The 21,506-nt window shown below is 73.3% G+C and carries 14 protein-coding genes, 8 tRNA genes, 1 other RNA gene and 1 pseudogene; 21 read left to right on the top strand and 3 right to left on the bottom strand.

The annotated features are described in order from the left end of the window. Positions 1-109: 109 nt before the first annotated feature. The 17 genes from eno to THESUDRAFT_RS01370 all read left to right on the top strand — a co-directional run bounded on the left by eno (position 110) and on the right by THESUDRAFT_RS01370 (position 15,019). The gene (gene eno, locus THESUDRAFT_RS01295) at positions 110-1,396 is read left to right on the top strand and encodes a phosphopyruvate hydratase (RefSeq protein ID WP_006902895.1); all 1,287 of its coding nucleotides are present in this window, start codon (positions 110-112) and stop codon (positions 1,394-1,396) included. A gap of 123 nt (positions 1,397-1,519) precedes the next feature. Further along, positions 1,520-1,735: a preprotein translocase subunit SecG gene (gene secG / locus THESUDRAFT_RS01300; protein ID WP_006902896.1), complete on the top strand. Its 216-nt coding sequence runs from the start codon at positions 1,520-1,522 to the stop codon at positions 1,733-1,735. A 244-nt stretch (positions 1,736-1,979) separates the two neighbouring features. Beyond that, a complete protein-coding gene (locus THESUDRAFT_RS01305) occupies positions 1,980-4,073 on the top strand; it encodes a sodium-translocating pyrophosphatase (protein ID WP_006902897.1) in 2,094 nt (697 codons plus the stop codon). 172 nt (positions 4,074-4,245) lie between these two features. Then, complete coding sequence (gene rnr / locus THESUDRAFT_RS01310; RefSeq protein ID WP_006902899.1) at positions 4,246-6,855, top strand: ribonuclease R; 2,610 nt, start codon at positions 4,246-4,248, stop codon at positions 6,853-6,855. Further along, positions 6,797-7,264, top strand: a complete 468-nt coding sequence (smpB, locus tag THESUDRAFT_RS01315) for an SsrA-binding protein SmpB (RefSeq protein ID WP_006902900.1) — start codon at positions 6,797-6,799, stop codon at positions 7,262-7,264. Before rnr ends, smpB begins: the two co-directional genes overlap by 59 nt. Before the next feature lie 271 nt (positions 7,265-7,535). Continuing rightward, positions 7,536-7,886: a transfer-messenger RNA gene (gene ssrA / locus THESUDRAFT_RS12590) on the top strand. Positions 7,887-8,098: 212 nt separating this feature from the next. Beyond that, entirely contained in the window at positions 8,099-9,397 is a 1,299-nt protein-coding gene (gene dinB / locus THESUDRAFT_RS01320) for a DNA polymerase IV (RefSeq protein WP_006902901.1), read from the top strand. Next, positions 9,394-9,924: a DUF2179 domain-containing protein gene (locus tag THESUDRAFT_RS01325; protein ID WP_006902902.1), complete on the top strand. Its 531-nt coding sequence runs from the start codon at positions 9,394-9,396 to the stop codon at positions 9,922-9,924. The genes dinB and THESUDRAFT_RS01325 overlap by 4 nt, the downstream gene beginning before the upstream one ends. A 227-nt stretch (positions 9,925-10,151) precedes the next feature. Next, the gene (locus tag THESUDRAFT_RS01330) at positions 10,152-11,750 is read left to right on the top strand and encodes an IS200/IS605 family accessory protein TnpB-related protein (protein ID WP_006902904.1); all 1,599 of its coding nucleotides are present in this window, start codon (positions 10,152-10,154) and stop codon (positions 11,748-11,750) included. A gap of 39 nt (positions 11,751-11,789) precedes the next feature. Beyond that, entirely contained in the window at positions 11,790-13,181 is a 1,392-nt protein-coding gene (glmL, locus tag THESUDRAFT_RS01335) for a methylaspartate mutase accessory protein GlmL (RefSeq protein WP_006902905.1), read from the top strand. A 160-nt stretch (positions 13,182-13,341) separates the two neighbouring features. Beyond that, positions 13,342-14,007, top strand: coding sequence for an XTP/dITP diphosphatase (locus THESUDRAFT_RS01340; protein WP_006902906.1), 666 nt, complete (start codon positions 13,342-13,344; stop codon positions 14,005-14,007). A gap of 13 nt (positions 14,008-14,020) precedes the next feature. Beyond that, a tRNA-Pro gene (locus THESUDRAFT_RS01345) sits at positions 14,021-14,092 on the top strand. 95 nt (positions 14,093-14,187) lie between these two features. Further along, positions 14,188-14,258: transfer RNA gene (locus THESUDRAFT_RS01350), tRNA-Gly, on the top strand. A gap of 35 nt (positions 14,259-14,293) precedes the next feature. Then, positions 14,294-14,368 (top strand) — tRNA-Arg (locus THESUDRAFT_RS01355). Between the two features lie 363 nt (positions 14,369-14,731). Then, positions 14,732-14,805: transfer RNA gene (locus THESUDRAFT_RS01360), tRNA-His, on the top strand. A 62-nt stretch (positions 14,806-14,867) separates the two neighbouring features. Further along, a tRNA-Gln gene (locus THESUDRAFT_RS01365) sits at positions 14,868-14,938 on the top strand. An 8-nt stretch (positions 14,939-14,946) separates the two neighbouring features. After that, positions 14,947-15,019: transfer RNA gene (locus THESUDRAFT_RS01370), tRNA-Lys, on the top strand. A 25-nt stretch (positions 15,020-15,044) separates the two neighbouring features. Here THESUDRAFT_RS01370 and THESUDRAFT_RS14820 read toward each other — a convergent pair. Together THESUDRAFT_RS14820 and THESUDRAFT_RS14825 are read right to left on the bottom strand one after the other, a co-directional pair. Further along, positions 15,045-16,076, bottom strand: a complete 1,032-nt coding sequence (locus THESUDRAFT_RS14820) for an amino acid permease (protein WP_341349075.1) — start codon at positions 16,074-16,076, stop codon at positions 15,045-15,047. Between the two features lie 88 nt (positions 16,077-16,164). Next, positions 16,165-16,938 (bottom strand): annotated as a pseudogene (locus THESUDRAFT_RS14825) (amino acid permease); the annotation flags it as partial. Positions 16,939-16,981: 43 nt separating this feature from the next. Here THESUDRAFT_RS14825 and THESUDRAFT_RS01380 point away from each other — a divergent pair. Beyond that, a complete protein-coding gene (locus tag THESUDRAFT_RS01380; protein WP_083855303.1) occupies positions 16,982-17,872 on the top strand; it encodes an ankyrin repeat domain-containing protein in 891 nt (296 codons plus the stop codon). On the opposite strand, the gene speE is transcribed toward THESUDRAFT_RS01380, so the two are convergent. Further along, positions 17,826-18,713, bottom strand: a complete 888-nt coding sequence (gene speE, locus THESUDRAFT_RS01385) for a polyamine aminopropyltransferase (protein ID WP_006902909.1) — start codon at positions 18,711-18,713, stop codon at positions 17,826-17,828. The genes THESUDRAFT_RS01380 and speE overlap by 47 nt on opposite strands. Before the next feature lie 288 nt (positions 18,714-19,001). On the opposite strand from speE, the gene THESUDRAFT_RS01390 reads away from it, so the two are divergent. The 3 genes from THESUDRAFT_RS01390 to tig all read left to right on the top strand — a co-directional run bounded on the left by THESUDRAFT_RS01390 (position 19,002) and on the right by tig (position 21,308). Further along, positions 19,002-19,083 (top strand) — tRNA-Leu (locus THESUDRAFT_RS01390). A 279-nt stretch (positions 19,084-19,362) separates the two neighbouring features. Beyond that, positions 19,363-19,437 (top strand) — tRNA-Gly (locus THESUDRAFT_RS01395). A 389-nt stretch (positions 19,438-19,826) separates the two neighbouring features. After that, a complete protein-coding gene (tig, locus tag THESUDRAFT_RS01400) occupies positions 19,827-21,308 on the top strand; it encodes a trigger factor (RefSeq protein WP_006902910.1) in 1,482 nt (493 codons plus the stop codon). Positions 21,309-21,506: the final 198 nt, after the last annotated feature.

Raw genomic sequence — 21,506 nt, forward strand, 5'->3', positions numbered from 1 at the left:
CGGTCCCGGGCGGCGGCCCGGGCGCCCGGGGACGCCTCCACAGCCAGGAAGCGGTAGAACCGGCTCCAGGAAAGCGGCAGAGCGATTCGGAAGGGAGGAACCGAGCCCGGTGAGCACGCTGATCGCGGGGGTCGAAGCCCGCCAGATCCTGGACTCCCGGGGCAACCCCACGGTGGAGGTGGACGTCTGGCTGGAAGACGGCGCCTTCGGCCGGGCCGCCGTGCCGTCGGGGGCGTCGACGGGTACCTTCGAGGCGGTGGAGTTGCGGGACGGCGGCGAGGCGTACGGGGGCAAGGGCGTCCTCAAGGCGGTGGAGAACGTGGTGGAGGTCATCGCCCCCGAGGTAGTGGGGATGGACGCCCTGGACCAGGCCGCCATCGACCGCACCCTGGTCGAGCTGGACGGCACCCCCAACAAGGGGCGGCTGGGCGCCAACGCCATCCTGGGGGTGTCCCTGGCGGTGGCCCGGGCCGCGGCCTCGTCCGTGGGCCTGCCTCTGTACCGGTACCTGGGCGGGGTCAACGCCCGGCTGCTGCCGGTTCCCCTGATGAACATCCTCAACGGCGGGCGCCATGCCGACAACAACGTGGACGTGCAGGAGTTCATGGTGGTGCCGGCGGGCGCGCCCACCTTCGCCGACGCCCTGCGCATGGGCGCGGAGATCTTCCACGCCCTGCGCCGGGTGCTGGGCGAGCGGGGGCTGTCCACCGGCGTGGGGGACGAGGGCGGCTTCGCTCCCAACCTTCAGTCCAACGAGGCGGCCCTGGACGTGCTCATGGAGGCGATCCAGCGGGCGGGTTACCGGCCCGGGGAGGACGTGGCCCTGGCCATCGACGCTGCGGCCAGCGAGTGGTACCGGCCGGAGGAAGGCGTCTACGTGCTGGAGGGACAGGGCCAGCGGCTGGAGGCCGACGAGCTGATCGCCATGTACGCCCGCTGGCTGGAGCGCTACCCCCTGGTCTCCCTGGAGGACGGCCTGGCCGAGGAAGACTGGGAAGGCTGGCGCCGGCTCACGGCCCAGCTGGGCGGCCGCCTGCAGCTGGTGGGCGACGACCTGTTCGTCACCAACGTGGAGCGGGTCCAGCGGGGCATCGCGGCGGGGGCGGCCAATGCGGTGCTGGTCAAGGTGAACCAGATCGGCACCCTGACGGAGACCCTGCTCACCATGGACACGGCGGCTCGGGCAGGGTACCGCAACATCATCTCCCACCGGTCGGGCGAGACGGAGGACGTGACCATTGCCGATCTGGCCGTCGCCACCCGGGCGGGCCAGATCAAGACCGGCGCTCCCTCCCGCTCGGAGCGGGTCGCCAAGTACAACCAGCTGCTGCGCATCGAGGAGCAGCTGGGGGACAGCGCCCAGTACGCCGGCTGGGCCGCCTTCGGCCGCCGCTAGGGCTCTGGCCGCCATCGTTGCCGGTCCCCGCCGGCTGTGGTAGCATGGCACCGCACAGCCACCGCCGGCCGCAGGGCGGCAGCGGCCGGCGGCGGGATTGGGGTGGATGCCTTGGAGACGGTGATGCTGATCCTGCACATCCTGGCGGTGATCGGCCTGATTGCCGTGGTCATCTTGCAGTCGGGGCGCAGCGCCGGCCTCTCGGGGGCCATCGCCGGCGGGGCCGAGGCCTTCTTCGGCAAGCGGCGGGGGCTGGACGATTTCCTCGGCCGCATGACGGTGATCCTGGCCGTGGTGTTCTTCGTCACGTCCTTCGTGCTGGGCTATTTCATGAAGTGAGCTGCAGCCGGCGCCCGGCCTGGCGGCTGGCGGGAAGGCCGCCGTACTGCCGGGAGGGCCGCGGGGGCCGGTACCGGGCCGCGGCCGCGGGGCCCGCATCCTGCGAGGATGCGGGCCCCGCGTTCTTCCCCCTTTCTTCCGGTCCTGGCGGCCGGGATGACAAGCCGCCCACCGGCATAGGACTTCCCAGGAGCCCGCGGGGGCAGGTCCCCGGACCGCGGGCGACCGAGGGAGGGGTCATGCCGTGGTGGAGCGGGAACTGGCCCTGCTGGTCCCGGCCGCCGGCCTCTTGGCGCTCGTGGTGGCCGTGTCCCTGGCCCGCTCGGTGGCGCGGGTCGACGCCGGCGAGGGCAAGATGGTCGAGGTGGCCCGGGCCATCCAGGAGGGGGCAATGGCCTTCCTGGCCCGCGAATACCGGGCGCTGGTGGCCTTCGTGCTGGTGATGGCGGGCGTGCTGGCGGTGGCCGGTCGCTGGGCGCCCGGCGCCGGCTTCGGCCCGGCGGCGGCCGCTGCCTACTTGATCGGGGCCACGGCATCCCTGGCGGCCGGCTTCGGCGGCATGCGGGTCGCTACCACCGCCAACGTGCGCACCGCCCGGATGGCCCAGCAGGGCGGGTTGCCGGCGGCTCTGGCCGTGGCCTTCAGCGGCGGGGCGGTGATGGGGCTGGCGGTGGTGGGCCTGGGCCTGCTGGGCCTGGGCGTCCTGTACCTGGCGTGGGTCGACCCGGCCCGGCCGGCGACCCTGGCGGTCCTCAACGGCTTTGCCATGGGTGCCAGTTCCGTCGCCCTCTTCGCCCGGGTCGGCGGGGGCATCTACACCAAGGCGGCCGACATGGGCGCGGACCTGGTGGGCAAGCTGGAGGCCGGGATCCCGGAGGACGACCCGCGCAATCCCGCGGTGATCGCCGACAACGTGGGCGACAACGTGGGCGACGTGGCCGGCATGGGGGCAGACCTCTTCGAATCCTACGTGGGGTCGGTGGTGGCGGCCGTGGTGGTGGCGGCGGCCGGGGGGGCGGCAGCCGGCGGGGCCGGCGGGGGGCTGGCGGGAAACGGCGGCGCGGGGCCGCTGGCGGGCGCGGCGGCAGCCGGACCGGCCCAGGTGCTCTTTCCCCTGGTGCTGGCCGCCGTCGGCGTGGTGGCCTCCCTGCTGGGCATCGCCATCACCCGGGCCGGGGCGGGTGGCGATCCAGCCGCCGCCCTGCGCCGGGGTACCCTGGCCGCGGCCTTCTTGCTGGCGGCAGGCGGGGGGCTGGCGGCGGGCTGGCTCGGGCTGCCCCGGGCGGCGGCGGCCATGGTGGCCGGCCTGCTGGCCGGCGTCCTCATCGGCCTGGTGACGGAGTACTACACCTCCGGCGACCGGCCGCCGGTGCAGCAGGTGGCCCGTTCTTCCGCCACCGGCACCGCCACCAACATCCTGGCTGGTCTAGCAGTAGGCATGAAGAGCACCGCCCTGCCCGTCCTGGTGGTGGGCGTGGCCACCCTGGTGGCCCACCACTACGCCGGCCTGTACGGCATCGCCGTGGCCGCCGTGGGCATGCTGGCGACCACGGGCATCACCGTCGCCGTTGACGCCTACGGTCCCATCGCCGACAACGCCGGCGGCATCGCCGAGATGGCCGGTCTGCCGGCGGAGGTGCGGGCCGTCACCGACCGGCTGGACGCCGTGGGCAACACCACCGCCGCCATGGGGAAGGGCTTCGCCATCGGTTCCGCCGCCCTGACGGCCCTGGGGCTCTTCTCTGCTTACGCCACCACCACGGGGCTGGGCGCCATCGACCTGCTGGACCCGAGGGTGATCACGGGCGCCCTGGTGGGCGGCATGCTGCCCATGCTGTTCTCCGCTCTGGCCGTCGAGGCCGTGGGCCGGGCGGCCTTTGCCATGATCGAGGAGGTCCGGCGCCAGTTCCGCCAGAAGCCGGGCATCCTAACGGGGCAGGAGCGGCCCGATTATGCCCGCTGCGTGGACATCAGCACCCGTTCGGCCCTGGCCCAGATGGTGCTGCCGGGCCTGCTGGCGGTGGCCGCGCCCCTGGCCGTAGGCCTGATCCTGGGGCCCGAGGCGGTGGGCGGCCTGCTGGCGGGGGCCATGGTGACCGGCGTGCTGGTGGCCATCTTCATGGCCAACGCCGGCGGCGCCTGGGACAACGCCAAGAAGTTCATCGAGGGGGGCGCCCTGGGAGGCAAGGGCTCCGACCCCCACCGGGCGGCGGTGGTGGGCGACACCGTGGGCGACCCCTTCAAGGACACGGCGGGCCCGTCCCTGAACATCCTGATCAAGCTGATGTCCGTGGTGGCCCTGGTCTTCGCGCCCCTCTTCCTGCGGCTGGGCGGCTAGGCGCCGGGACCGCGGCGCGGCGGGCGTAGGCCGGCGGCCGCCGGCCGTGTATCATGGGGACAGGCAGGGCGTGCCAGGGTCGGGCGAGCCGGCCCCGGCCCGGTCCCCCGGGGACCGGCGCCTGCCGGACTGCGGGTCCTGGGCCGTTCCCGGGCCCGGGAGGGACCTTCATTTGGCAAGGCGGAGAAGGAAGCAGGGCGAGACCACAACCGGCCTCGCGGCCCAGGCTGCCGGCCGGGACGAACAGGCCCCGGCCGGCCCGGCAGCCGGCGCCGGCCTGGAGCAGCCCGAGCGGGCTGCCGCCGGGGAAGGGACGGGGGCGGCGGGCGCAGCGTCCACCGGTGCCACCCCGGCCGCTGGGGCCACCCCCGCCGCCGGTGGCCCGGCGGCCGCCCCGGCGGCGGTGGCCCGCTGGGAAGAGCGCATCGTCGCCTTCATGCGGGAAAAGGCCTACCGCCCCCTGACGGCGAGCCAGCTGGCCGCGGCCCTGGGCGTGGAAGACGCCGCGGCGGATGCCGCCTTCCGCGCCGCCCTGGAGCGGCTGGAGGCCGAGGGCCGGGTCGTCCGCACCCGCACCCGCCGCTACGGCGTCCCCGAGCGGATGAACCTGGCCGTGGGCGTGCTGCAGGGACACCCCAAAGGCTATGCCTTCCTCATCCAGCCCGACGGGGACGACGTCTTCATCCCGGCGGAAAACCTCAACGGGGCCATGCACCGGGACCGGGTGGTGGTGCGGCTGGTGGGCCGCGCCCGGGGCGGGCGGAAGGCCGAGGGCGAGGTCATCCGCATCCTGGAGCGGGCCAACCGCGAGCTGGTGGGGCGCCTGGAGTGGCACGGGGGCGAGGCAGGCTACGGTTATGTCACCCCCGTGGACCAGCGGGTGTTCTGGGACGTCTTCATCCCCCAGGGCCGGCTGGGCGGCGCCCAGGCCGGCGACATGGTGGTGGTGGAGATCACCCGCTGGCCGGAGAAGCGGCGCGGCCCCGAAGGCCGGGTGGTGCGGGTGCTGGGCCCGGCCGATGCGCCGGGCGTCGACGTGGCGGCCATCGTCGCCAAGGCGGGCCTGCGGGTGGAATTCCCGCCGGCGGCCCTGGCCCAGGCGGAGCAGGTGCCCGAGAAGGTCACCGCCCGCGACCGCCGGGGCCGGCGCGACCTGCGCGACTGGCTGATCGTCACCATCGACGGCGCCGACGCCAAGGACCTGGACGACGCGGTCTCTCTGGAGCGGCTGCCCGAGGGCGGCGAGGCGGCCTGGCGGCTGGGCGTCCACATCGCCGACGTGTCCCACTACATCCCCGAGGGCAGCCCGCTGGACCTGGAGGCGCGCCGCCGGGCCACCAGCGTCTACCTGGTGGACCGGGTGGTGCCCATGCTGCCGCCCCGCCTATCCAACGGCATCTGCAGCCTGAACCCGCGGGTCGACCGGCTGACCGTCACGGTGCTGATGGACTTCGACGCCCGGGGGCGGCGGGTCGGTTACGAGATCTTCCCCAGCGTCATCCGCACCCGCCACCGGCTGACCTACGAGGGCGTGCAGCGGATGCTGGAGGGGGACCCCGCCGACCCCGAGGTGCGGGCGCTGCGGCAAAAGCACGCCGACGTGCTGCCCATGCTGGAAGACATGGCGCGGCTCTCGGCCCGGCTGGCGGCGCGCCGGGAGCGGCGAGGCAGCATCGACTTCGACATCGCCGAGGTCAAGGTGGTCCTGGACGAGCAGGGCATGCCCCGGGAGCTCCTGCGCCGGGAGCGCACCGTCGCCACCCGGATCATCGAGGAGTTCATGATCGCCGCCAACGAGACGGTGGCGGAGCACTGCCACTGGCGGCAGGCGCCCTTCCTCTACCGGGTCCACGAGGAGCCCGACCCCGACGAGGTGGAGGAACTGGCGGCCTTCCTCACCATCCTGGGCTATCACCTGCCGCCCCGGCGCAAGCTGCACCCGCGGCTCTTCCAGCAGGTGCTCAAGCAGGTGGAGGGCCGCCCCGAGGAGTACCTGGTCAATGCCGTGGTGCTGCGCACCATGAAGCGGGCGCGCTATGCCACCGAGGCCCTGGGCCACTTCGGGCTCGCGGCGCGGTTCTACTGCCATTTCACCTCGCCCATCCGGCGTTATCCCGACCTGGTGGTGCACCGCATCGTGAAGGAGCTGGTGGCTCGGGGCACGCTGCCGGCGGCCCGGGTCGACCAGCTGGAGGCCCTCCTGCCCGAGATCGCCGACCACTGCTCCCAGCAGGAGCGGGTGGCCGAGGAGGCCGAGCGGGAGAGCGTCGACCTGAAGAAGGTCCAGTTCATGGCGGACAAGGTGGGCGAGACCTACCGGGGTATCATCTCGGGGGTGACCTCCTTCGGCCTGTTCGTCACCCTGCCGAACCTGGTGGAAGGGCTCGTCCATGTCAGCACGCTGACCGACGACTATTATCACTACGAGGAGAAGCTCTACAGTCTGGTGGGCGAGCGGACCCGCCGCACCTTCCGCCTGGGCGACGAGGTGGAGGTGGTGGTGGCCGCGGTCCATCCCCAGACCCGCACCATCGACCTGGTGCTGGCGGAGCTGGCCGGCGAGCTGGAAGACGATGCCGGCCGGACGGGGCGCGGCGGGCGCCGCAGGGGCGGCGCCGCGACCACCCAGGCTGAGCGAGGGAAGAAGGCGGCCCGCACCGCCGCGGCGGCGGCGCCGGCCGCCGCCCGGAGCAACGGCGGCAAGGGCCGGGAGAGGAGAGCCCATGGCGGCACGGGGCGACGGAGTGCGCCTGGTGGCGGAAAATCGAAAGGCACGTCATGACTACTTTGTCGACGAGACCTTCGAGGCGGGGCTGGTGCTGACCGGTACGGAGATCAAGTCCATCCGCGCGGGCCGGGTCAACCTGCGGGACAGCCACGCCCGGGTGGAACGGGGCGAGGTGTGGCTTTACGGCGTCCACATCGCGCCCTACGAGCACGGCAACCGGTTCAACCACGAGCCGGACCGGCCGCGCAAGCTCCTGCTGCACCGCCGGGAGATCGACTACCTGGCGGGGCGGGTGCGGGAGCGGGGCTACACGCTGGTGCCGCTCAAGCTGTACCTCAAGGGCGGCTGGGCGAAGGTCGAACTGGCCCTGGCCCGGGGCAAGAAGAGCTACGACAAGCGGGCCACCATTGCCCAGCGGGAAGCCCAGCGGCGCATCGCCCAGGCCCTGCGCGCCCGCCGGTGAGCGGGGGCCGGGACGGGGGCGGACCGGCGGTGGCACTGCCGCCGGTGGTGCGGGCCGGGAGCCGGGCCGGCGCGACCGCTGCGTGGGGACGGCCGCTGCGCCACCATGCTGCGCGGCGGTGGCGCGGCCTCCCCCCCGCCCCCACCGCGGCGCGATTGCGCTATAATGTACTCAGCCTTTCTGTGCCCGCCGCCCGGCGAGCCGGCCCAGGGAAGGGCGGGCGCGGCGGCGGGGTCGCCCGCCGCGGCGTGGCGGGCGACGGCATCCCTGCGGGGGTGATTTAGATTCGACGCCGGTAGGGTGGGTTGGAGAAGCGAGCCGAGGTTCCGCCCCTCGTTAAACAGCGGAACGGCCAATAAGTGCCAACGAAGAGCTCGCTCTGGCTGCTTAATCACTAGCGGCCAAGCCGCGTGAGCCCCTGCCTGCGGGGCTGGCGCGGTTCCATGCAGCAGGCTGGCCGCCTGCCCGGCCCGCGGGGTGGGCGGTGAGATCGAAGCGGGCTGGCCCGTCCCGGACCCTGCCCCTGGGGGACGGGAGGGCGAGACCCATCCAGGGGCTACGCTCGTAGAGGCTCCGGCTGGCCCGCCGGCGGACCGGGGTGCAAATCCCCGCACCTCCACCGGGGCGCCCCGGGTGGCCGGTGATCCCGGCCGCCCGGGGCGCCGGCGTGCTTGTGGGCGGAAGCCGGCGCGCGGCGCCGGCTGGCTGCGGCCCGGCGGCTCCACCGCGGCGGCTCCTGCCGTGGCGTGGCCCGGCCGGTTGGGGCCGGCCACGGTGGCGTGGCCGCCCGCCCTGCCGTCCGGGCGCAGGCCGGTTCGTCCGAGGAGGAACCTGATGGACCGCTGGGTCCTCCATTGCGATCTGGATGCCTTCTTTGCGGCCGTGGAGCAGCTGGACCGGCCCGAGCTGGCGGGCCGCCCGGTGATCGTGGGCGGCGATCCCGCGTCCCGGGGCGTGGTGGCCACCTGCTCTTACGAAGCCCGGGCCTTCGGGGTGCGCTCCGCCATGCCCCTGGCCCAGGCGCGCCGCCTGTGCCCCCAGGCGGTGTTCCTCCCCGTGCGCCGGGAACGGTATGAGGAAGTGTCCCGCCGGGTCATGGCGATCCTGGCCCGGGAGAGCCCGGTGCTGGAGCCGGTGTCCATCGACGAGGCGTACCTGGAGGTGCGGGGCGACGGCCCGGCGACCGCGCGCCGGCTGCGGGAAGCCGTGCGGCGGGAGGTGGGGCTGGCCATGACCGTGGGCGTGGGGCCCAACCGGCTGGTGGCCAAGATGGCATGCCAGATGGCCAAGCCCGACGGGCTTTTGGTGGTCCCGCCGGACGCGGTGGAGCGGTGGCTGGCGCCCCAGCCGGTGGATGCTCTGCCCGGCCTGGGTCCGGTGACGGCCGCCCGCCTGCGCCGCCTGGGCATCGAGACCCTGGGCCAGCTCGCCACGGCCCATCCGGCCCGGTTGCACCCCGTCCTCAAGAGCCGGGTGGCCGAAGTGCAGGCGCGGGCGCGGGGCTGGGATCCGCGCCCGGTGGGAGCCGGCGCGCCGGTGCGGTCCTTCAGCGAGGAGCGCACCCTGGCCCGGGACCGGCGGGCGGGGCAGGTCCTGCCGGTGCTGGCCGAACTTTGTGAGGAACTGGGCAGCCGGCTGCGCCGCCACGGCTATCGGGCGACCCAGGTGACCCTCAAGGTGCGCTACGCCGACTTCACCACCATCACCCGCAGCCGCAGCCTGGAGCAGCCCGTCTGCGGGGACGGGGAGCTGCTGGCCGTGGCCCGGGAATTGCTGGAGCGGCATGTGCCCGCCGGGCGCTGGGTGCGGCTGGTAGGGGTGGCCGCCGGCGGCCTGGTCCACCGCCAGGACCCTCAGCAGCTGCAGCTCTGGCCCGGCGACCAGCGGGCCCAAAGGCTGGCGGAGGCCGTCGACCGGGTGCGCGGGCGCTTCGGCCCCAGCGCCATCGGCCTGGCGGCCCGCTGGTTGCACCAGGGCCGGCCGCAAGGCCGCCGCGTCCCGTCGGAGCATGGCCCCGCCGGTTTGCCCGGAGGGGGCCGGCCCGTCTCGCCCGCCGGCCCTACGCCAGGGGCGCGGGGCGCGCCGGTGGAACCGGCTCCCGGCCGCCGGCCGCGGGGAGGCGCCCAGCGGTGAGCGACGGTCTCAGCTACGTCCTGGTTTTCCTGGCCCGGGTCGCGGACGTCAGCCTGAGCACGCTGCGCCTGATGCTGGTCTTCCGGGGCCAGCGGCTGCTGGGATCCCTGGTCGGCCTGTTCGAGGTCAGCATCTACATCGTGGCCCTGGGCTTCGTGGTGGAACGGCTGCACGAGGATCCCATCACCCTGCTGTTCTACGCCCTGGGTTTCGCCAGCGGCAGCTACCTGGGCGGCGTGCTGGAGGAGCGGCTGGCCCTGGGCGTCGAGATGGTGCAGGTGATCCCCCACGGGTCGGGGGGCCGGATCCTGGCCGGTGACCTGCGGCAACAGGGCTACGGCGTGACGGAGCTGGAGGGCCAGGGCCGGGAAGGTCACCGCACCGTCCTGCTGATCACCGTGGAACGCAAGCGGCTGCCCCAGCTGCTGGCCACCCTGCGGGAGCGCGAGCCCCAAGCCTTCGTGACCGTGCTGGATACGCGGCGCGCCATCGGCGGCGTCCTTACCGGCATGCGCAAGGGGAAGTAGCCGGGGTGCGCCGTGGTAGAACCCGCGATTCCCGCCGGGGAAGCACGACGCGGACCGGGGGACCGGGATGGGGAGGGCTCGTAGCTGCTTACCGTTCCATCGTCACCTCTTATCAGCCGTAGGCGAATCTTTCGCAGCACTGTGCCCCCACCTCCGACATCCCCCACTTTCGGCTGGCGGACGGAACAGATGTTTGGTACCCTGGGGAAAGGAGGATGATCGGGCCGATGCAGGCGACCTTTCAGACAAAGATTCAAGACCCGTCTGTTTATCCCGTGCTGGACGCCATCGCCGCCCTGTACGGTCGCCTGCTGCGCCGGTTGTTTGTCGATGTCTATGTGCGGAAGCGTTCCCTTGTCGAATGCAAGCGGGAATACATTGCCCGCTACGGCATCACAGCCCGCCACTTCAACGCGCTGGCCACCGAACTCCAGGCCAAGGTGAAGGCGGCGGAGGAAAGTCTTCGGCACCATCAGGCCAACCTGCGCGGCCAAATTCAAGCCACGGAACGAGCGATTGCCAAGCTCCACAAGCAGGAGAAAGCTTTGGCAGCGGGGAAGGGGCGCTGGGCTGCCCTTTCGCCCGAAGATCGGGCGGAGCGACGGCGCCGGATCCGCTTTCGGCTTCACCAGAAGAAGCGACGGCTGGCGATGCTTCGCGCCCGCCTTGAAACGGCAAAAGCCCGGACGGGATTGCCGCCGATTTGCTTTGGCTCACGGCGTTTGTTTCACCGGCAGTTCCACCTTGCAGAGAACGGCTTGGCTTCCCACGACGAATGGCGCAAGGCATGGCGCGATGCCCGAAGCCAAGGCTTCTTCTGCATCGGCTCCAAAGACGAGATGAGCGGCAACCAAACGTGCTCGCTCTTTGGCGACAGCTTGCGCCTTCGGGTGCCCAACGCCCTGGCCGGCCGCTTGGGGCGGCATGTTTGGCTACACGGCATCCGCTTCCCCTACGGACAGGATGTCATCCCGGCGGCCCTTGCGTCCGGGCAAGCCATCAGCTATCGGTTCGTCCGGCAAAACGGCGCGTGGTATGTCTTCGCCACCACCGAACGGCCCGCGGCTCCGATCACCACATCGCGGAGGGCTGGCGCCCTTGGCGCGGATCTGAACCCCGACCGGCTGGCCGTGGCGGAGGTGGACCGTTTCGGCAACCCGATCGCGGCTCGCGACATCCGCTTTCAGATCCAAGGCAAGCGGCAGGAGCAGGTGAAGGCCATCCTGGGCGAGGTGGTGGCGGACCTGGTGGCATGGGCAAAGGGCGCCGGCAAGCCCATCGTCGTTGAGCGGCTGGATTTTCGGGAGAAGAAGGCTCGTCTTCGAGAAGAGGGCGATCGGTACGCCCGGATGCTGTCCGCCTTTGCCTACGGCGCGTTCATGACCCTGCTGCTCTCCCGGGCCGCCCGGGAAGGCGTGGAAGTGATCCGGGTCAACCCGGCCTTCACCAGCGTGATTGGCAAGGTCAAGTTTATGGCCCGGTACGGACTGTCGCCCCACGCCGCCGCGGCGGTGGCGATTGCCCGCCGGGGCCTTGGTTTGGGCGAGCGCTTGCGCTCCGGAACCGCCCGCCCTCTACCCGTGAGGAATCGAGAGCGGCACGTCTGGAGCGATTGGCGGCGCATCGCCCCGTCGGTGCGCGGCAAGCGGGCGCACCGGCTTTACGAGCGGTCCTCCGAGGACGCCCCAGGTCGGGGGGAACCCCGATCCACCCGGGCACCGGCGGCTTCCGCGCCGCACGGCCCCGGGTGGGATGGTCTGGCTTGGGGGCCGGGGTGCGATCCCCCGGCGCGAATCGTCGGGAGCGCCGTTCGCCCGGCGTCATAGGTGGATGCAATAAACGCCTATGTTTTGAGGAGCGGTCCGATGAACGTCGCCCTGCTGGTCGATTTCGGCAGCACCTTCACCAAGGTTTCGGCCGTCGACCTGGACCCGCCGCGCCTTCTGGCCCGCGCCCAGGCCCCCACCACCTACGCCACCGGGCTGGAACAGGGGCTGGAGAGGGCCCTGGAGGCCCTCCGGGAGGCCCTGGGCGGGCGCCTGCCCGCCTTTCGTCACCGGCTGGCGTGTTCCAGCGCCGGGGGCGGCCTGCGCATGGTGGCCGTCGGCCTGGTGCCCGGCCTGACCGCCGAGGCGGCCCGCCGCGCCGCCCTGGGAGCGGGGGCGCGGGTGCTGGCCACCTTCAGCGGCGTGCTGCGCCCGGCGGACCTTGACCGGCTGGCGGAGCTGGAGCCCGACATCATCCTGCTGGCGGGCGGCACCGACGGGGGAAACCGCACCGCCCTGCTGGACTTCGCCCGCGCCCTGGCCCGCTGCCCCACCGGCGCCACCGTGGTGGTGGCCGGGAACCGGGAGGCCAGCCCCGATGCGGCCGCCATCCTGGAGGCGGCGGGGAAGGCGGTGCGGGTGGTCGAGAACGTGCTGCCGCGCCTGGACACCCTGCAGGTCGAACCGGCGCGGGAGGCCATTCGGCGGGTCTTCATGGAGCGCATCGTGGTGGCCCGGGGGTGGAAGGAGGTGGAGTCCCGGCTGGGCTCCATCCTGATGCCGACCCCGGCCGCCGCCCTGCGCGGGGCGGAGCTTCTGGCCGCCGGCGCCGGTCCGGAAGAAGGCCTGGGGGATGTGCTGGTGGTGGACATCGGCGGGGCCACCACCGACGTCCATTCGGTGGCCGACGGGCTCCCCACCGACGGGAAGACCGTGCTCCGCGGGCTACCGCCGCCCCGCAGCCAGCGCACCGTCGAGGGCGACCTGGGCCTGCGCCATGGAGCGCCGTCCCTCGCCGAGGCGGCCGGGTTCATCGTTCCGGACGGCGCTCCGGGCCCCTGGCAGGATCGGGTGCGGCGGCGCGCCGCCGACCCGGCCTTCGTGCCGGGCCCCCGGGAGACCGAGGAGCGGCTGGCCGACCAGGAACTGGCCCGGGCGGCGGTGCGGCTGGCGGTGGAACGCCACGCCGGCCGCCGTGAGGCCCTGGCCACGCCCCACGGCCGCCGCTGGATCCAGCGGGGCAAGGACCTGCGGGGCATCCGCCACGTCATCGGCACCGGGGGCATCTTCCGCCACGCCCCCGACCCGGCCGCGATCCTGGCGGCGGCCCTGGACCCCCAGGACGAAGGGCCGGTGCTGCGGCCCCGGCAGGCCCGCCTCTGGGTCGACGGGGAGTACCTGTTGAGCCATGCCGGCCTGCTGGCCGCGGTCGACCCGGCGGCCGCCCTGAAGCTGCTCAAGGCCGGCCTGGTCCCCGTGGGCCAGGCCTGAGTTGCCGGCCGCGCGCGGGCCGGGGCCCGCCGGCGGTCCCCGGTCGCCCGGCGGAGAAGGCGCAGGAGGGCGCCCATGGACCGGGCCCCGCCCCCGCCGGGCCGGGGCCCGGCAAGGCGCCAGCAAGCCAAAGCCAGCAAGCCGAAAAGGTGTGATGGAGATGCAGCGGCACGGGAAGCACCCGCCAGCGGAAGGATCCGGCCGGGCGCCGGCCCGGCTGGTGCTGGCCACCCACAACCCGGGCAAGGTGCGGGAGCTGGAAGAGCTCCTGGAGGCGGCGAAACTGCCCGTCCAGGTCCTCACCCTGGACCAGGTGGGGCCCGTGCGCCTGCCGGAAGAGACGGGTTCCACCTTCCTGGAGAACGCCCGGTTGAAGGCGGAGGCCGTGGCCCGGCAGGCGGGCCTGCCGGCCCTGGCCGACGATTCCGGCCTATGCGTCGATGCCCTGGGCGGGCGTCCCGGGGTCCACTCGGCCCGGTTCGCCGGGCCCGGCGCCACCGACGCGGCCAACAACGCCCGCCTGCTGGCGGAACTGGCCGGCGTGCCCCCTGCGCGGCGCACGGCGCGCTTCCGCTGCGTAGTGGTGCTGGCCCTGCCGGGCGGCCGCTGGACATGGGCGGAAGGGGAGGCCCCCGGGCGGATCCTGGAAGCTCCCCGGGGCCAGGGCGGCTTCGGCTATGACCCGCTCTTCTACTCGGACGAGCTGGGCATGACCTTCGCCGAAGCGGGCGCGGAGGCGAAGAATCGCGTCAGCCACCGGTCCCGGGCGCTGCGCGCGCTGCTGCCGGCGTTGCGCGCCTGGCTGGCGGAAGGTATAGTTAATTGACGGCGTGGACCGGCGGGGCGTGGTGCAGGGGCAGCACGCTTGCTTTGGGAGCAAGAGGTCGGCGGTTCGAATCCGCCCGCCCCGACAACCCGGCGCCCCCCGCGCCCGGGCGTGGAAGCGGGCCCGAGCGGTCCGTATTCCGTATGAAGAGCCGGCCCGTCACGCGACGGGATCTCACACGCGGGAGTAGCTCAATGGTAGAGCGCCGGCCTTCCAAGCCGGTGACGCGGGTTCGATTCCCGTCTCCCGCTCAGCGGGCGCGCGGCGTTCGCCGGCGCTTCCACCCGCGCCCGTAGCTCAGCGGAAGAGCAACCGCCTTCTAAGCGGTGGGTCGGGGGTTCAAATCCCTCCGGGCGCGCCAGCCGGCGCGGTGCCGGGAGTGGGACGAACAGGAACGCCCGGTGGGTCCACGGGGCACGCCCGGTGTGCTATCATAGGGAAGCCGGTGGGATGCCGGGACCCGGCGCCGCGATCGGGCGGCGAGGGGCCGTGTGGCGCGGGCGCGATCGAGGCTCCGGCGCCGCTGGGCAGCCCCGGGCCCGTCCGGACGCCGGCTGGGCGCCAACCGGTCCGCTGCCGGCCGGGGCAAGCCCCCGCACGGGCCCGCAGAGCCCGGGAAGACCCCGGGAAGGCCCCCGCGACGGTCCCCCCGGAAGGCCCCCGGAACGGTTCCAAGGGTGGCCGGGGACTACCGGGGCAAGGTGAAACGGCGGTACGAAACGTGGTGGCTGTAGCTCAGCTGGTTAGAGCGCCAGGTTGTGGCCCTGGAGGTCGGGGGTTCGAATCCCCTCAGTCACCCAGCGCGGCGGCTCCGAGCCGAACAGGCTTCGAGCCGCCCATTGGCCTTATGCCGGTCTCGGTGGGGCGTAGCCAAGCGGCAAGGCAGGGGACTTTGGATCCTCGATCGCAGGTTCGAATCCTGCCGCCCCAGCACAAGAGGGGCCATTAGCTCAACTGGCAGAGCACCCGGCTTTTAACCGGGGTGTTGGGGGTTCGACTCCCTCATGGCCCACCCCCGCAGGGCTCGCCCGGAGGTGTCATCCGGCGGGCCCTTCGTCTTTGTGCCCGCGGTGGCCAGGGTTGCGGGACCGGCCTGGCTGCTGCCCCTGGCGGGCTGCTCCCAGCCCGCCGGCCGCCGGGGGCACCGGGGGCCGGGGCGGCGTCCTGCCGGTGGCGGGTTCGCCCGGGGTGAGTTCGGGGGCCACCTCCCACCCCAGGGCGGGTGCAGGGACAGGTTCGGGACGGTCCGGCGCCTGCAGGGGCGTCCTCGCCGGATCCGGCGGGAGCCGCCGGGAGGAAGGAGCACGGTGGGGAGCGGGGGCGGCAGGGGCCGCGGGGGCCTGCTCGGCCCGGGCCGGGGCTGACTGACCGGGAGTAGGGGCCACTGCCGGCGTCCGCAGGCGCCTCCGCGCCCGCCAGGCGTAGATCCCTGAGACCAGAGCGGTCATGGCCAGACCCGCCCCCAGCCCGGCGCCCTGGCCCGGTACCAGGGGCATGCCCGCCAGCACCGCTGCCACGACGGCCAGGACCAGGGCGTTGCTCCAGGGGAATCCAGGCACCAGGGTGGGCCGGGACCCGGCGGCCCGGCCGCCGGCGGCGTGGAGCCGGGCCTGTGCCGCCCGGAGCCGCCAGTGGGCGGCCACGATGCCGGCGTACACCAGCAGCAGGGCGAAGCCGCCCGCGCTGACCAGGAAGAGGTACACCTGCCGCGGCACCAGGTAGCCCAGGGCCACCCCGGCCAGCATCACCGCACCGGAGAACAGGATCCCGCGGCGCGGGACGGGGCTACGGTCCACCAGCCAGGGCGGCCCCATGCCGTCTTCGGCCAGGGAGCGCACCACCCGGCCCAGGCTGAACATCACCGCCAGCATGGTCGACAGGATGGCCGTCACCAGGACCCCGTTGACCGCGCGGGCGGCGGTCCCCAGCCCGTGGGCGGCCAGGGCCGCCACCAGGGGGCTGGCGGAAACGCTCACGCTGCGGGCGGGGATCAGGGCCAAGAGCACCCCCACGGCCAGCACGTACAGCCCGGCCAGCACCACAGCCGTCCACCGCGCCGCCCGGACCACGGTCCGCCGGGGATCCCGGGCCGAGGGGGGCCGCCAGCCCGATGATCTCCGTCCCGGCGTAGGTGAACATCACCACCAGCATGGCCCCCAGCAGCCCGCGCCAGCCTGCGGCCTGCCAGGGCTCGCGCGCCAGGGCGCCCAGCCCCACCGGGGCCTTGCCGGGCCAGAGCCCCGCGATCAGGCTCAGGGCCACCAGGACGAACCCCGCCACCGCCAGCACCTTGACGCCGGCCAGCGCGCCTTCCAGCCGGGCCAGCTGGCGCGCGCCCAGCAGGTTCAACCCCGTTACCACCAGCACGATCAGGGTCGCCAGCACGGGACCGGACAGGCCGGGCCACCACGCCCGCAGGAACACGGCCGCCGCCGTGGCCTCGCTGGACATGGCCAGGGTGAGCCCGGCCCAGTACACCCACCCCACCACGAAGCCGGCCAGGGGGCCGAAGGCGCGCTGGGCGTAGTCGCGAAAGGATCCGGGGGCCGGGTCGTCCAGGGTGAGGTCCGCCAGCGCCATCAGGACCACGTAGACGAGGGCGCCGCCTGCGGCAAACCCCAGGAGGACGGCCGGCCCGGCGCTGCGGATGGCCACGGCGGAACCCAGGAAGAAGGCTCCCCCGATGGCACTGCCCAGGGCCAGCATGGTCAGCTGGCCGGCCGTCAGCCCCTCGCGCCTGGCCATGGCGACTCCCCCTTGCGTGGCGTCGCGCGGTGCGGCACCACCAGCGGGTGGCGCGCGGCACCGCCGGGTCTTAGCATGGGAGCCGGGCAGGGGACTCATCCCGGACAGGGACGCCACAAGGAAGGGGGCCGGCGCGGGCCAGGGCCGGCCCCCGGGGCGGTGCAGGAGCTGGCGCCGGGAGCTCATCAGGGCCCAAACTGGAAGTCATCATGGCGGTGAGGTGAGCGGGATGGAGGGTCAGGGCGCCATTCCATCTCCCCAAGGCCGTCGCCGGGACGGGCAGGAGCCCGCCGCGCCGGAGCAGGACGCCACCCGGCAGAGGAGGGCCGAAACGGCCTGGACCCGGCAGCACAGGGGCGGCCCGGGCGGGGACCGTCCGGGCGGGGCCGGGCCGCTAGGGTGCGCACAGGGCGGGGCCGGATACGGCGGAACGCGGCCGGTAGGGCGTGCACAGGACGGGGACGAACCGGCTGCCCGCCTGCTCCGGGCCGGGCGGGACGGGCGGAGGGAGGAGGTGCTGGCGCTGCTGGCGGCTCAGCCTGGACTGGCCCGGGTGACGGCGGCCACCGGGATGACGCCGCTCCACCATGCCGCGCGCCACGGCTGGGCCGGCGTGGCGCAGCGGCTGCTGGACCTGGGGGCCGACCCCGATGCGGTGAACCGCTGGGGGCTGGTCCCCCTGCATTACGCCGCCCGGTACGGACACGGCGCCGTGGTGGAGCTGCTGCTGGACCGCGGCGCCCGGCCGGACGTGGCCGCAGCAGGGGGGCAGACGCCCCTGGACTGGGCCATCGTCTTCGGGCACCCGCAGGTGGCTCGCCTTCTGGTCGAGCGGGGGGCCGCCATCGGGCCCTTCGCGGCCGCGGGTCTGGGCGACGTGGTACGACTGGCCGCCTGGGTGGAGCGGGACCCGGGGTGGCTCTCGGCACGCAACGACTGGCAGGGGACGCTCCTGCACGTGGCGGCCCTGGCGGGACAGCGGGAGGCCGTGCGCTGGCTGCTCGACCGGGGCGCCGACCCGCGGGCCCGCGACGCCCGCCAGCGCACCCCCGGTGATCACGCCCGCGACCCCGTCATCCGGCGCTGGCTGGCCGTAGCGCCGCCAGAGCCGGCGGGGTGACGAAAGCCGCCCGGTGCACCTCCGGAGTGTACCACCGGGTCCCCTGCGGGGCGCCGCGCACCGGCCCGGCGCCCGGGTCCGTCCCGCGCGCTCCCCAGACGAAGGCCTGCAGGCCGATGAGGTACGCAATGGAAGGGCAATAGTACACCCCGCTGTCGGGGAACACCGTGGCCAGCCGACCGGTGATGGTGGTCAGGGCCTCCCGGTGGATGAAGGGAGAGAGGGCCTGCTGGACCAGCAGGCCGCCTTCGGCCAGGGCCCGGTAAGCCAGCCGGTAGAAGGTCTCACCGTACAGGGTGTCGGCCGGCGTGCCCGGGTCGCTGCAGTCGACCAGGATGGCGTCGTAGCGGCCCGGCTCGGCCTTCTGGAGGAACGCGAAGCCGTCGGCGTAGTGGATCTGCAGGCGCGGGTCCGACCAGGCGGTGCCGCCCACCTGGGGGAGCCACTGGCGGCAGACCCGGACCACCGCTTCATCGAGCTCCACCATGTCGATGGCCTCCACCTCGGGCCAGCGGCTTACCTCCCGCAAGGTGCCGCCGTCACCGCCGCCGATGATCAGGACCCGGCGCGCCCGGGGCAGCGACGCCAGGGGCACGTGAACCAGCATCTCGTGGTAGATGAACTCGTCCAGCTCGGCCACCTGCAGGATCCGGTCGAGGAAGAGGGCCCGCCCGAATCCCTCCAGCTCCGCCACCACGATGTCCTGGTAGGGGGAACGCTCGTGGTGGAGCAGGCGCTGCAGGCGCCACCGGACCTGAAAGCCCACCGTCTGGTTCTCCACGAGCCAGCCCGATTCGGGGTCCACCTGCCAGCCGGCCTGGGTGAGCTCGTTGACTCCCACTCTGCCGTCCACTCCTTTGCCCTGAGGGTTGTTGCGATCGAGGTCAGGTTCGTGCGGTGCCGTCGGCCGGGTTCCGCCCCGGGCCGGCGCAGCTGCGGCCCGCAGCGCGCGGCCGGGAAGCGGCCCTGCAATCCAACACTTTGCCACTTTGCCACGGGCTATGGGAACCCTCCCGGCCGCCGCCGGTTGCCGGGCGGCAGCGCCGCCCACGGCCCCGTTGCGGCGTGGACACTCGCCGGACCGGGATGCTAAAATGAGCCTTGCTGCGATCCCGGATCCCGCTGGCAGGCGGGCGTGGCGGAACGGCAGACGCGCCAGACTTAGGATCTGGTGGGTTCGTCCCGTGGGAGTTCGAGTCTCCCCGCCCGCACAGGGACGGCCATCCCGGCCGAGGCCGGCAGGTCCGGCCGGCCGCCCCGCGACCTGGCACCGGCTGCTTGAGCCGGCTTGAAGATGCAGGGGCTCAGCCGGGTTCAGGGCGCTGCGCCTGCCCGGGGCAGCCCGGCGGGTCGGGGTGCAGCCGGCGGGTTCGGGTTGCGCCGTTACGGATTTTGTGCTATCGTCAAGTGCTGTCAGGCGGCCCGAAGCCGTCCACACCAGGCCGGCTCAAGCGCTTCGCCAAGCAGCCGCGGTTCATTCGAGACAGCGTGCGGGAGTAGCTCAGGGGTAGAGCGTCTGCTTGCCATGCAGAAGGCCGCGGGTTCGAATCCCGTCTCCCGCTCCACGGTGGCGCCCTCGGGCGCCGGGTCGCATCCCGGTGCCGAAGGGCGCCATCTGCGCATGAAGCCGGAGGGCGCTTGCGCCAAGGGTTCACCGTGACGACCCGCGTTCCCAGGAACCGGCCTGGCCCGTGCCGCCCCGCCGCGGCCCGGGCCCGTCCGTTGAAATGCAGGTCACGGGCCCCGGTGACGCAGGTGCACGGAAGAGGCCACGCGTCGCGGGCACGGGCAGAGGGCAGGCGCCGGTGCCATGCCTTGGCCGGTCGTCCCCTGGTATGCTAAACTTTTCGGGTCCTGCGGATCGGATCCTGCTCTGGCATGCAGCATGCGTGCAGTACGGCGAGGGCTTGCTCCTGTTGCTTGCGCCGGGGCGAGCCGGGGAGGATGGGCTGATTTGAAGGCGACCGTGGAAAAGATCGAAAATCGCCGGGCGACCCTCACCGTGGAGGTCGAGCCGGAGGCGGTGGCCCGGGCCCTGGACCATGCCTACCGCCATCTGGTCCGGCGGGTCCAGATCCCGGGTTTTCGCAAGGGCCGCGCGCCCCGGTTCCTGGTGGAGCGGCATCTGGGCAAGGCGGCCCTCTTCGAGGAAGCCCTGGATCACCTCCTGCCCGAGGCCTACAGCCGGGCCGTGGCGGAAACGGGCATCGAACCCATCGACCGGCCCCAGCTCAACATCGAAACCTTTAGTGAAGAGCAGGGACTGCGCTTCACCGCCGAGGTGGAGGTGAAGCCTGAGGTCGACCTGGGCGACTACCGGTCCCTGCGGGTCGAAGTGCCGGTGGCCACCGTCACCGAGGAGGACGTCCAGCGGGAACTGGAGCGCTGGCGCGAGCTGCGGGCGACCCTAGAACCTGCCGGCGAGGATGCGGTCGCCGAGAAGGGCATGGTGGCGGTCCTGGACCTGGAGGGAACCCTGGACGGCCAGCCCATTCCCAACGGCCAGGCCGAGGATTATGCCGTCGAGCTGGGCGCCGGCCGCCTGCTGGACGGCGTGGAAGAGCAGATCCTGGGCATGCGCCCCGGCGAGGAGAAGGAGGTTCCGGTGACCTTCCCCGCCGACCACCCCGGGGAGTCCCTGCGCGGCAAGACGGCCACCTTCCACATTCGCCTGAAGGAGCTCAAGCGCAAGGTGCTGCCGCCGCTGGACGACGAGTTCGCCCAGGAGGTGGCGGGACTTTCCAGCCTGCAGGAGTTGCGCGCCCAGGTCGAGAAAGAACTGACCCGAATTGCCGAGGAGCAAGCCCGGGCGGACCTGCGCCGGCAAGTGGTGCAGAAGGTGGTGGAAGGGGCTCGCCTGGAGGTACCGGAAACGCTGGTGCGCCGCCAGGTGGAGGATCGCATCAACAGCCTGGAGAACCGGCTGCGCCGCCAGGGCGACAGCCTGGAATCGTACCTGCAGGCGACCAACCAGACCCGCGAGCAACTGGCCGAATCCCTGCGGCCGCAGGCCGTGGAAGACGTCCGCACCGACCTGGTGCTGGATGCCGTGGCCAAGGCGGAGGGGATCGAGGCGACCGACGCCGAGATCGAAGCGGAACTGCGCAGCCTGGCTGCGGCCATGGGCCAGCCCTATCAGCGGGTGCGCCAGCAATTCACCCGTAGCGGCCTGGTCCTGGACGTGGCGGAGAACATCCGGCGGCGCAAGACCATCGACTGGCTGGTGGAACGGGCCACGGGCCAGGCGGCGGGGACGGCGGCCGCCGGCGGCGAGGCCGCTGGAGGGCGGCCCGCGCAGGCCGCTGCCACCGAAGCTGCGGTGGCGGGGGCTCCCGCCGGTCCCGGGCGGCAGGGCCAAGAAGGGCCGGTCGCAGAAGGCGCCGAGGCGCCGGACGCGCCGGAGGCGCCCGGCGCATCGACCGGGACCACGGAATGACAAACTGCAAGGGTGTGACGGAAAGCCGGCCGCAGGGACCGGGCGTACCGCCGGAAGGTCCCGGGCCGGTTCGGATTCCCTGACAGGTGCAGGCGGCCGGAGAATCGGGCCAATATAATAGACACCGAAGCCGCGCCTCCGGGCGGCCGGTTCGACCCTCTGGGGGGTCCGGCCGGGCCGGAGACCGGCCGGCCCCCT

The organism is Thermaerobacter subterraneus DSM 13965 (genome assembly GCF_000183545.2).
Classification (GTDB): Bacteria; Bacillota; Sulfobacillia; order Thermaerobacterales; family Thermaerobacteraceae; genus Thermaerobacter; species Thermaerobacter subterraneus.

Bases quoted from the DNA above. Each gene is read 5' to 3' on its own strand.
- THESUDRAFT_RS01330 (WP_006902904.1), top strand. From the start codon at position 10,152: ATGCAGGCGACCTTTCAGACAAAGATTCAAGACCCGTCTGTTTATCCC.
- smpB (WP_006902900.1), top strand. From the start codon at position 6,797: ATGGCGGCACGGGGCGACGGAGTGCGCCTGGTGGCGGAAAATCGAAAG.
- THESUDRAFT_RS01380 (WP_083855303.1), top strand. From the start codon at position 16,982: ATGGAGGGTCAGGGCGCCATTCCATCTCCCCAAGGCCGTCGCCGGGAC.
- THESUDRAFT_RS01340 (WP_006902906.1), top strand. From the start codon at position 13,342: ATGCAGCGGCACGGGAAGCACCCGCCAGCGGAAGGATCCGGCCGGGCG.
- glmL (WP_006902905.1), top strand. From the start codon at position 11,790: ATGAACGTCGCCCTGCTGGTCGATTTCGGCAGCACCTTCACCAAGGTT.
- secG (WP_006902896.1), top strand. From the start codon at position 1,520: ATGCTGATCCTGCACATCCTGGCGGTGATCGGCCTGATTGCCGTGGTC.
- dinB (WP_006902901.1), top strand. From the start codon at position 8,099: ATGGACCGCTGGGTCCTCCATTGCGATCTGGATGCCTTCTTTGCGGCC.